At 40.0% G+C, this 11,563-nt stretch carries 6 protein-coding genes; 5 read left to right on the forward strand and 1 reads right to left on the reverse strand.

Features of this window, described 5'->3' with window-relative positions; translation table 11 throughout:
* The first annotated feature begins 92 nt into the window (after nucleotides 1-92).
* Both HMPREF9447_RS18810 and HMPREF9447_RS18815 read left to right on the forward strand, forming a co-directional pair.
* The gene (locus HMPREF9447_RS18810; RefSeq protein ID WP_009131362.1) at nucleotides 93-1,385 is read left to right on the forward strand and encodes a hemolysin family protein; all 1,293 of its coding nucleotides are present in this window, start codon (nucleotides 93-95) and stop codon (nucleotides 1,383-1,385) included.
* 40 nt (nucleotides 1,386-1,425) lie between these two features.
* Nucleotides 1,426-1,911, forward strand: a complete 486-nt coding sequence (locus HMPREF9447_RS18815; protein ID WP_009131363.1) for a copper resistance protein NlpE N-terminal domain-containing protein — start codon at nucleotides 1,426-1,428, stop codon at nucleotides 1,909-1,911.
* Nucleotides 1,912-2,264: 353 nt separating this feature from the next.
* Here HMPREF9447_RS18815 and galB read toward each other — a convergent pair whose 3' ends face one another.
* On the reverse strand, nucleotides 2,265-4,886 hold the full coding sequence (gene galB, locus HMPREF9447_RS18820; protein WP_009131364.1) for a beta-galactosidase GalB: 2,622 nt from the start codon (nucleotides 4,884-4,886) through the stop codon (nucleotides 2,265-2,267).
* A gap of 195 nt (nucleotides 4,887-5,081) precedes the next feature.
* On the opposite strand from galB, the gene HMPREF9447_RS18825 reads away from it, so the two are divergent.
* The 3 genes from HMPREF9447_RS18825 to HMPREF9447_RS18835 all read left to right on the forward strand — a co-directional run bounded on the left by HMPREF9447_RS18825 (nucleotide 5,082) and on the right by HMPREF9447_RS18835 (nucleotide 11,482).
* Nucleotides 5,082-6,314 (forward strand): site-specific integrase, encoded by a 1,233-nt coding sequence (locus tag HMPREF9447_RS18825; protein WP_009131365.1) that lies wholly within the window; start codon nucleotides 5,082-5,084, stop codon nucleotides 6,312-6,314.
* 218 nt (nucleotides 6,315-6,532) lie between these two features.
* The gene (locus tag HMPREF9447_RS18830; protein ID WP_044138377.1) at nucleotides 6,533-9,679 is read left to right on the forward strand and encodes a SusC/RagA family TonB-linked outer membrane protein; all 3,147 of its coding nucleotides are present in this window, start codon (nucleotides 6,533-6,535) and stop codon (nucleotides 9,677-9,679) included.
* A gap of 24 nt (nucleotides 9,680-9,703) precedes the next feature.
* Nucleotides 9,704-11,482, forward strand: a complete 1,779-nt coding sequence (locus HMPREF9447_RS18835) for a RagB/SusD family nutrient uptake outer membrane protein (RefSeq protein ID WP_009131367.1) — start codon at nucleotides 9,704-9,706, stop codon at nucleotides 11,480-11,482.
* The last annotated feature ends 81 nt before the right edge of the window (nucleotides 11,483-11,563 follow it).

The following is an 11,563-nucleotide window of genomic DNA, read 5'->3' on the forward strand; positions in this document are numbered from 1 at the left end:
CATTCATTAATAATCTCTATAATAGGCGGCAATATTAGTAATAAAATTCAAAAAATTAGTATGTTTGCAACATAAAACTATTCAAAACCTATATGGAATTTATTATTATTGTACTTTTATTAGTGTTGAACGGCGTTTTTGCTATGTATGAAATAGCATTGGTATCGTCCAGCAAAGCACGACTCGAAACCCTTGCCGGCAAGGGAAACAAAAGAGCCAAAGGCGTACTGAAACAATTGGAAGAGCCCGAAAAGTTTCTTTCTACCATTCAAATCGGCATCACTCTCATCGGCATTGTATCCGGTGCCTTCGGTGGTGTTGCCATTGCCGACAACGTAGCTCCGTTGTTTGCTTCTATTCCAGGAGCAGCTCCTTATGCCAAAGACCTTGCCATGATTACAACGGTGGCAATCATTACCTACCTTTCACTCATCATCGGTGAGTTGGTTCCCAAATCCATTGCCTTGAGTAATCCGGAACGCTATGCAACTCTGCTCAGCCCGGTTATGATTATACTAACCAAGGTTTCTTATCCCTTCGTTGCCCTGCTCAGCTTCTCCACCAAAATCATGAATAAACTGATTGGTTTGAATAATGGAGAAGAACGCACCATGACACAGGATGAACTGAAAATGATTCTGCATCAAAGTTCGGAACAAGGTGTTATTGATAAGGAAGAAACCGAAATGCTGCGGGATGTATTCCGCTTCTCGGATAAGCGTGCCAATGAACTGATGACTTACCGTCGCGACATCGTCGTACTGCATCCTACGCATACACATGAAGAAGTACTGCAAATCATCCGTGAGCAACATTTCAGCAAATATCTATTGGTAGAAAAGGGAAAAGATGATATTATCGGTGTGGTATCCGTCAAAGATATCATCCTGATGTTAGGCAGCGAAGAACCATTTGATTTACGCAGTATAGCCCGTCCCCCCCTGTTTATTCCGGAAAGTTTATATGCAAAGAAAGTTTTAGAGGTATTTAAGAAGAACAAAAATAAGTTCGGAGTTGTTGTAGACGAGTATGGTAACACCGCAGGTATCATCACCCTGCACGACCTGACAGAAAGCATCTTCGGAGACATTCTTGAAGAGAACGAAACAGAAGAAGAAGAGATCGTCATGCGGCAGGATGGTTCGATGCTCGTTGAAGCCTCCATGAATATAGATGATTTTATGGAGGAGATGGGAATCCTGAGCTACGATGACCTGAAAGAAGAAGATTTTACCACACTGAGCGGACTCGCCATGTTCCTCATCGGACGGGTGCCGAAAGCCGGAGAATTGTTCAGCTACAAGAACCTGCAGTTCGAAGTTGTGGACATGGACCGTGGACGAGTGGACAAACTACTCGTCATCAAAAAAGAAGAGGAAGAATAGCTAAATTGCATTTTATATATTAACTTAAACCATTAAAGCAATGAAAAAAGTAATGATGATTGCAGCTATCGCTGCTGCATTGGTATCCTGCCAATCAAAAGGAACTCAGAACAATAATACAGCTGTAGATGAAGGCGAAGGCGTAATGGCTGTTGCCGGAAATGACTCTTCTGCCGTAGCCGTATATGAAGGTCTCCTTCCTGCTGCCGACGGTCCGGGTATCCAATATGTATTGAGCGTGGACAGTGTAGGTCCTGACGGAGAAAGCGGCTATACACTGGTAATGACTTATCTGGATGCAGAAGGTCAGGGACAGAACAAGAGCTTCACTTCCAAAGGTAAGAAACAAGTCATCAAAAAGACAGTGAACAACAAACCAAAGACAGCCTACAAACTAACACCGAATGATGGTGACGCTCCCGTCTACTTTGTAGTAGTGAACGATACAACTCTGCGTTTGGTCAATGATAGTTTGCAGGAAGCTGTCAGCGACCTGAACTACGATATTATTCAAGTGAAGAAATAATCAGCAAAACCTTTCATGTAAGAGGAGCTAAATAGAGTGTTTAGCTCCTCTTTTTTGTGCTATTTTTTTTATTTCCCCATTTCTCCCACCAAAATATACTGATTGGAACAATATATATAACGATTGGAACAATATTTTAAGTCTTCTATTCTTGTAACACGTACCTTTGTCCTATCAGATAAATGAAGACAATCATATCATACTCGCAATATAGAAATTAGAATCATAGGCTTTTTAAATTCATAGTTAGTTGGCAATAGGTATTCTTATAGGTTATTTTAGGTAGATTGTTTATTGAAAAGCGGCTGTTGTGAGACATCCGCTTTTTATTCATATGTAGCAACAACAATGTATTACTCCACCTTCAATACAACTTTTTGCTTGGAAAGCCCTTTAGACTCTACAGTCAGGACAACTTTTCCCTGTTCCATATACCTACCACGCAAAATGACCAAAGCCAACCCATTATAAGCCTCTCTCTCTGATAATTGGAAAGGTAATAAACTTGTTGCATCTCCATTATCAGTAGCTACTATCTCGGCAGGACCGCTAACCGAAAACTTCAAATGATTCTTAGATCGGGGTACGACACGGCCTTTGGAGTCAACAACAGCCACTCTGATAAATAACAAATCTGTACCATCATTTCTTAGTACGGTCTTTTCCGGTGTCATCTGCAAAGTAGCCGGCATTCCAGTTGTTTCCACTACTTCTTCTGCCCATTTCTGTCCATTCTTATAGGCTATCGCTTTCAACGTACCCGGTTCATAACGTACGTCATCCCAAATCAAACGATCGTAAGAATGAACCTTCTCTCTACGCCCCAATGATTTACCATTCAAGAATAATTCCACAGCATCACCCGAAGTATAAATATGAACCGGAGTCATTTCACCTACCCGTTCCTCCCAATTCCAGTGAGGCAATATATGTACAGTCGGCACATCAGGACGCCAATAGCTCTTATAATTGTAATAGCGATCTTTCGGAAAGCCACATAAATCAACAATACCGAAATATGAGCTACGGGAAGGTGTCTTAATCTTACCCAACTCTTCCAATTCTTTCCGGGCTTTCTCCAACTCACCCGAGTCACTGAAGTTCAACAAATTAGTAAGATCTTTATTATAAGGAGTAGGCTCGCCCAGATAATCGAACCCTGTCCACACAAACTCTCCACTCATGAACGGATACTCTTCATTCATTTTGAATTGAGCTTCAGGAGCACATCCCCAACCAATAGTTGTCATATCATACGATGAAAGTTGGAAACCTGAACGACTATCATTGACATCCGTCGTTACCGGAAAGAAATACTCCCCACGGGAACTCGTTGCAGAAGAAGTTTCACTAGCATGATAACGGCGAGTCGGATTCTGCTCTTTAAAAAGCGGATAAGTTTTGTGGAAATAGTTCAAGCCGAATATATCTACCTGATTTACAATATCCCGAAAAATAGCATCCCGTTTATTACATCCAAGGGATGTAGGACGTGTTGGGTCTTCATCATGGCAGTAAGCTGTCAGATTACGAGCTATTATAATTCCTTGATCGGTCATTTGATCGGGCACTTCATTACCTATACTCCACATAATGACAGAAGGATGATTGCGATAATGACGCACCATTGAGCGCATGTCCGCTTCATTCCAATCATCAAAAAGAATATTATAATCATTCTTGCGTTTGCCCTTTTGCCAGGTATCTGTCAATTCCAGTTGCATCATTAATCCCATGCGATCACAGAGGGAAACTAACTCCGGTGCAGGCGGATTATGAGAAGTCCGGATAGCATTTACACCCATCTCTTTCATTATACGCAACTGTCTTTCGGCAGCCACTTCATTAAAAGCGGCACCTAAAGCACCTAAATCATGATGCATACACACTCCTTTGATAGGAACCTTACGCCCATTCAGCATAAATCCTTGGTCATGGGTGAACTTTATTTCACGGATTCCAAAAGGAGTTTTATAATTATCTACCTCCTGCCCGTCCTTAAATACCCGGCTGACTACTACATAGCAATTTGGTGTATCGACATCCCATAACTTCGGATTAGCGACTTCAAATTGAAAACGGGTACTCGCCCAACTGTCTTTTTGGATTGTGATGTTCTTTGCGACACTCTGAGATACCTCTTCGCCTACCGGATGTCCATTCTCATCCTGCAGATAAATACTCGTCTGCAACTCTACCTGAACATCTTTTTCAGTACGATTCTCAACATTCACTCCCATTTCCATGATAGCATTTTCCGAATTGATTCGCACATTTCGCACAAAAGTTCCCCATTGCTCCACATGTATAGGAGACGTTTTAACTAACCACACATTCCGATAAATACCACTGCCCGGGTACCAACGTGAAGTATCATCCGGATTATCCAACCGGATAGCCAGCACATTCTTTTGTCCTACCTTAATATATGGTGTCAAATCAAGACGAAAAGAAGCATAACCATAAGGCCAGCCTCCTACATATTGTCCATTACACCAGATAGAAGCATACGACATGGCTCCATCAATATCAAGATAGATTTGTTTCCCAGCATCACTCTCCACAGATTCAAACGTTTTACGATACCAGCGTATTCCCCAATAAGGCAATTTACCAGTTGAACCTGTATAATCAATGTTGAAAGGTCCTTCAATTGCCCAGTCATGAGGAAGATTTAGCTGCCTCCAACCACTATCATCAAAATCAGGCTTTACATAAGCTACACTTGCTCCCGGATTGCCTTCAGGTCTTTGATGTTTTTTCCCGAATATAATAAAATCATTGGCACATGGCAGCAAATAGGGTTTCAGCTGAAAGTAATGTAAAGCAGAATCTACTCCAGCCGGATCATTCTCCAGATAACGCCAATCACGATTGATGTTAATACGCTCACGCACCGCCGGTGCATCTGCACAAATAATATTCTGTCCAAAAAAGAGCGTCAAACTCAGTAAAACAAGAAATCTGTGTTTCATAATATTCTATTAAATTATTAGCATTACAAAAATAGGAAATGGAAAGATACATGATTATCAATATTATCTATGTTTCTATCAATACCGTCTCAAAAGTCTTCCACTATTAGTTGTATTTATCATCTTTGCATGTAAATTGTATGTCACTAAATATAAAACCTATTTATAGTTAATAACCAACAAATTTAAAAAGCCATGTACAAGTATTCTAAGGATGGAGTTTCTGTGCTCACAGTGTTAGACAAAAGAAAACAAAAAAAGAACGGGCTGTTCCCGATAAAGGTACAAGTCATCTACAACAGAAAACAGAAGTACTACTCCAGTGGTCAAGCGGTTTCTATCCAAGACTGGGAGAGACTACCACATGCCAAAAGCCGCCAACTATCTGAGATACGGCGTAACATTGAAAACAGCTTTTCACTAATCAAACTACAGGTCGAAATTCTGTCTTTTCAAGGAGAGTTCCACTTTGATACATTAAATGCTCGTTTAGGCAAATACTCAGAATTATCACTCAACACTTTATTCTTAAAAAAACTGGAAGAATTAAAAGACAACGGGCAGGCAAATACTTATCTTTCTTACAAAGGTGCACTAAATAAAATCGAACAATTCGCCGGAAAACATATCTCTTTTCATGAAATAACAATCAACTGGCTAAACCGTTTTGAGCGTCACTTATCCGCATCAGGTATCAGCTATTCCAGTATGGGTTTCTACTTCCGGAATCTGAAATGTATCCTTAATATAGCTCGTAAAGACGGGGTCATCAAAGAAAGCCAATATCCTTTTGGAAAAGGGAAATATGAAATACCTGTCGGATGTGGACGTAAACTGGCATTAAATCTGGAAGAAATAAAGAAAATAGTCACATATACCGATGGAACAAAAAAAACAGAAATGTACCGTGATCTCTGGTTCTTTTCTTATCTATGCAACGGCATCAATTTTCGTGATTTACTATACCTGCAATATTCCAATATCATCAATGGAGAAATCTGCTTCATACGTGCAAAGACAGCTCGGAACACTAAACGAAGTAAGATTATCCACGCGGTCATTACTCCTGAAATGCAAAGAATAATCAAGAAATGGGGTAACCCTCCTACCTCATCGGAAACTTATATCTTCCCTTTTGCCACCGGAATAGAAAATCCGTTCGAGAAAGTAAAACTTGTAAGAGAAGTAATCACCGAGTGCAATCAGATTCTTTATAAAATATCTTGCAGAACAGGTATTCCACGAATCACCACCTATTCAGCCCGCCATTCATTCGCTACTGTATTAAAACGTAGTGGTGTCAACATAGCTTATATATCAGAAAGCCTCGGACACTCCAACTTAGCAATCACGGAAAATTATCTCGCCAGTTTCGAGGCTGAAGAGAGAAAAAAGAATTCAATACTCTTAACCCAATTTGATATATGAAACAATGATATATATGTAAATAGCATGTTCCATAGCTGGAGAAAGAATCGATTCTAACATCTTTTCTCTCACTAAATCAAATCACTAACTACTTTTTTATCGACAGAGTTTAAAATGATGTATTGATATTATGTAAAAACAATCAAACCATGAAAACTCAAAAAGAATTTCAGGTGAAATCCCTTGTTAATTTAAGTCTAATTAAAAAAAGTAGTTTAATGAAAAAGAAAGAACACAAATCGAGGTCGCTTTCATGGCGATTTTTGTTGGTACTGTTGAGCTTCTCTTTTAGTACTATAGTACAGGCTCAGAATATGACAGTAACAGGAACTGTAGTGGATCAGAATGGTGAACCGTTAATTGGAGTGACGGTCACAGAATTGAACACTACCAATGGAGCCATTACCGATATAGACGGTAACTTCTCTATTAAATGTACTAATGGAGCAACTCTCAAATTCAGTTACATTGGTTATAAAGAGGTGACCAAAGTTGCTACAGGAACTAACCTTAAAATTACTTTAATTGAAGACTCGCAGGCGTTAGATGAAGTTGTAGTAGTAGGTTATGGTACGCAGAAAAAAGGAAGTGTAACCGGTAGTGTAACTAGTGTCGATGCTAAAGCTATTGAAGATTTTCCGTCTGCTAATCTTTCTTCAGCGTTAGCCGGACGTCTCTCTGGTGTATATATAAGCCAAGGAACAGGTAAACCAGGAACTTCGGCTTCTTTTAGTGTACGTGCCAAGGGTACTCCTAATAATTCCGATCCGTTATATGTTATTGATGGTGTGGTAAGAGACAAAATGGCATTTGATGCATTGGATGCTAGTGAAGTAGCTAACATCTCGGTATTAAAAGACGGTGCATCAGCTGCAGTTTACGGTGCACGTGCAGCCAATGGTGTTGTATTGATCACTACAAAAAAAGGTGGAAATGCTAAACCGACTATTAATTATACTGGTACAGTAGGTATTGATGTGGCCGCTATGATTCCAGAAACGCTGAATGCTTATGAACATGCTACTTATTTGAATGACCGTGCTATTCAAGGTTATCTCAATAATGCAATCTGGAATCCAAATGTGGAGCAACAAGATCCGACTACAAAATCCTCTTGGTATACAGATGACGAGTTAGCACATTTCAAAACAACCGATTATAGTTTCTTGGATGACGCATGGCAAACTCCGTGGTCTACCCGCCACGCTATTAATATTACTGGTGGTACAGAAAAGGTACGCTATTTCATTGGTGGTTCCTATTTCTATAATATGGGTTCGTTTGACAATTTGAAATATTCTAAGTATAACTTTCGTGCCAGTATTGATGCTGACATCAGCAAAAATCTTACAGTTGGTTTGAATATTAGCACAGATAACCGTAAAGACACTAAACCCAACTGGAAGTCGGATGGTGACCGTGATCGTATGAACGACTTATATAAAGGATTACTCCTTCGTACAAAAATGATTCCAAGTATGATTGATGGCATGCCAGTAGGTAATTTTATAGAATGGCATCCACTAATGCTGATCAGCGAACAATCTGGCCTGCATACTAAGAAATGGCAAAACGTAAACGTAAATGCTACAGCGGAATATCGTGTTCCATTTGTTAAAGGATTAAAACTTAGACTGCAGTATAATCGCACGCTGGATAACCGTTTAATCAAAAAAGTGAACTTTCCGTACGAAATGTATAACTTCCAGACTGCCGGAACAAATAACCATTATATTGATCCGAGTAACGTAGTAGTTTCTACCAAGACTCGTGATGATGGTAACTATGTATTTAAAGAAAATCAATTGGCAGAAGAATATCAGTTGAATCTATTCGTTACTTATGATCGTAAATTCGGTAACCATGATTTGAGTGCTTTGTTTGTTTATGAACAATCTGAAGGTGATAGTGAAAAGTTTGATGCACAACGTAACAAACTCATCACTTGGGAAATGCCCGAGTTCTTTGGTGCAAGTGGTGATGCTTCCGAGTCCATTGTAGGAGCCGGTTCAGTAAGCGAAAGCGGTCGTCTTTCTTACGTAGGTCGTTTGAATTATGCTTATGCAGATAAATATTTATTGGAAGCTGCCTTCCGTGTAGATGGTTCTACTAAATTTGCTCCTGATCAGCGTTGGGGTTTCTTCCCTTCGGTTTCCGCAGGATGGCGTATTTCCAGTGAACCTTTCTTTTCAGAGAATATTAAATTCATTGATTACATGAAACTCCGTGGTTCTATTGCTACATTGGGTAATGATGCCATTGGTGGCTGGCAATGGATGGCCCGTTATGGAATTACTACAGGAGCTGTATTCAACGGTTTATCTTATGGACTGGAGCCTAAAGAAGTACCTAATCCGAAGTTGACTTGGGAAAAATCTACCTCTTATAACATTGGCTTTGATAGTCGTTGGTTCAATAATAAATTTGACTTCAGTTTTGAGTATTTCTACAGACGTACATATGACATTCTTGATAATCTGAACGTAAGTGTGCCAACTACATTTGGTGCTTCTTTACCGAAGGAAAACTATTCTGAAGTTAAATCTCGTGGTTTTGAAATAGAATTGGGATACAATGATAGAATAGGTAAAGTTGACTATTATTTAAGAGGTAACTTTAGTTTTGCAGATAGCTGGTGGTCTAAGAAAGATGAGGCAGAGAACATCCGTGCTTACAAATCTGAAATAAATAAATCATTAAGCCGTGAATGGGGTTTTGAATGTGTTGGCATGATTCGCACAGAAGAACAGTTACAGCAGTATATGGAAGAAAACCCCAATATGACAATTAAAGGACAAAAACCAGGTTTGGGTATGTTGATCTACAAAGATGTGCGCGGACCGGAAAGTGATGAACCGGATGGTATCATTACGGATGATGATAAAGTTGTTATCATTGAAAATAAAGTGGCTCCTATCACTTACGGTTTTACTATCGGTGGCAAGTGGAAAGGCTTTATGCTCGATATTTTCTTCCAGGGTATGGCAGGTCATAAAAAGCTAATGGACTTCCGTGGCAATGGTATCAATGCCCATACAAGTACATTCAAGTATTACAACGACCATTGGACACCGGAGAATCCGAATGCTTCAATGCCGGGAGCTACGCAATATAAGAACAATGAAGCTTCTTCCTTCTGGGTACGTAATGCTTCTTTCCTGCGTTGCAAAAATATCTCCTTGTCTTATGATTTACCAAAGACCCTTATTCAAAAGATAGGCGTTGATAAGATAAGACTTTTTCTGAATGGTACGAACCTTTTCCTACTACAGGATAAGGTGAAATGGATGGATCCCGAAGCTACAAGTATTTCAGACTATCCTGTCATGAGAAACTTCTCATTCGGTTTGAATATAACGATCTAATTACATTAAAAACACTTGAATATTATGAAATCGAAACATCTAATAGCAATTACAGCATTGACATTGGCAAGCTTGACCGGTTGTACGTCTGTATTGGATAAGGACGACTTGACTGCTGTCAGTGAAAAGGCCACATGGAGTAGTGAAATTCTGGCTACAGCTTTCTTGGACAAGTGCTACAAGGATAATCTGCCGGCATTTAATGGTGATTATGCCAAATATAGCGATGAAGGCAACGGGGGGGGTGATTTTATTCACGGGCGCCTGACTGCCGTTGCCACTGCGGGAGGTCCATTAGAAGAATATTGGCCCTATGACAAGATATATACTATCAACGTTCTGCTGACCAGCATTGATGAAGGTAGCTTGCCGGAAGAAACTCGGAATCGCATTAAAGCTCAAGCTCTCTTCTTGCGTGCCTATCAATATTTTGAGATGGTAAAAATCTATGGGGGCGTACCTCTGATTTTAGCTCCGCAAGACAGACATAGTGATGATTTGTATGTAACCCGTAATACAGCTAAAGAATGCATTGACCAAATAGTGACAGATCTTGATGCAGCAGCAGCTTCACTGCCCAGTGTCTGGGGAGAGAACGATTTTGGGCGTATAACCAAAGGAGCAGCTATGGCTTTCAAGGGACGTGTATTGTTAACTTATGCCAGTAAACAATTTAACCCGAACAATGATCGTACCCGTTGGCAGGCCGCTTACAATGCTTGTGCTGCAGCACAGAAGGAATTGTCGGATAATGGACAGCGTGCTTTACATCCCATCTATAAAGAAATATGGAGCAAAGAAACGACTTCAGAAACTGTGCTGACAACTCGTTTCCTTGATCCGGTACGCACACACAATTTCATGGCTGGACTTCGCCCCTTGGAGTTCTCAGTAGGTGCTGTTGGCAATCACCAGCCTACATTGGACATGGCTTTGGCTTTCCCGATGGCCGATGGTACCGCTCCGGGAGTAGATGTGAATGGTGACGGTGTGAAAGAAGCATTTGAACCGACTGCTACGGATGCAACAGGTATGTTCTGGCTGAATCGTGATCCTCGTTTCTATGATATCATTGTTTATAATGGTGCTGAATATCCACTGAATGGTATGCCGGAATGGTTCCAAGGTTGCATGTACACATATAAAGGTGGTGAAGATACCCATAGTCCGACAGGCACAGGTTTCTACTCATGCAAATTCTCTATTCCAGAAAAAACAGCTACTGAAGCTAAAGATCATGGTGATATGGATTGGATTGAAATGCGCTATGCCGAAGTATTGTTGAATCTGGCCGAATGTGCAGCCGAAGTAGGTAATAAGTCGGATGAGGTTTATACTATCTTGAAAGATATTCGCAAACGAGCCGGTATCACAGCTAATGCAGATGGCCTTTATGGCTTAAAAGCAAATATGAGTCAGCAAGAGCTTATTGATGCCGTTCTTTATGAGCGTCGCATTGAATTAGCTTATGAAAACAAACGTTTCTGGGATTTACTACGTCGCAAAACATTTACTGACATGCAAGGTTATTCCCGTTACAGAATTGAAATTCAGGTGAAGAGTGAATATGCTTCTATGGCACGAAGAGACTTTATCACTATGATTAAGAATGATCCTGAGTTAATGACAAAGAATTACTTTAAGTATTTCACCACACAAAGATGGAAAATTGACGAGACTTATCAGTGGGATGTGAAGGACAACTATTATTTCCAAGGATTAGCTCGTAAGCATTTTGAGCAGAATCCTAAACTACAACAGACCATTGGCTGGGAAAGTGGTGACTTTGATCCTTTGAAATAATATGCAGTTAATAATATATAGTGGTAGTCTTTTTTAATGAAATATTTTGTTAACCTTAATCTGAGGGTGTCCGAAAGGATA

Origin of the sequence: Bacteroides oleiciplenus YIT 12058 (genome assembly GCF_000315485.1) — a bacterium.
Taxonomy (GTDB): Bacteria; Bacteroidota; Bacteroidia; order Bacteroidales; family Bacteroidaceae; genus Bacteroides; species Bacteroides oleiciplenus.

What these genes read in the sequence shown, in the direction of transcription:
- HMPREF9447_RS18830 (WP_044138377.1), top strand. Translation starts at nt 6,533, where the DNA reads ATGAAAAAGAAAGAACACAAATCGAGGTCGCTTTCATGGCGATTTTTG.
- HMPREF9447_RS18825 (WP_009131365.1), top strand. Translation starts at nt 5,082, where the DNA reads ATGTACAAGTATTCTAAGGATGGAGTTTCTGTGCTCACAGTGTTAGAC.
- HMPREF9447_RS18815 (WP_009131363.1), top strand. Translation starts at nt 1,426, where the DNA reads ATGAAAAAAGTAATGATGATTGCAGCTATCGCTGCTGCATTGGTATCC.
- galB (WP_009131364.1), bottom strand. Translation starts at nt 4,886, where the DNA reads ATGAAACACAGATTTCTTGTTTTACTGAGTTTGACGCTCTTTTTTGGA.
- HMPREF9447_RS18835 (WP_009131367.1), top strand. Translation starts at nt 9,704, where the DNA reads ATGAAATCGAAACATCTAATAGCAATTACAGCATTGACATTGGCAAGC.
- HMPREF9447_RS18810 (WP_009131362.1), top strand. Translation starts at nt 93, where the DNA reads ATGGAATTTATTATTATTGTACTTTTATTAGTGTTGAACGGCGTTTTT.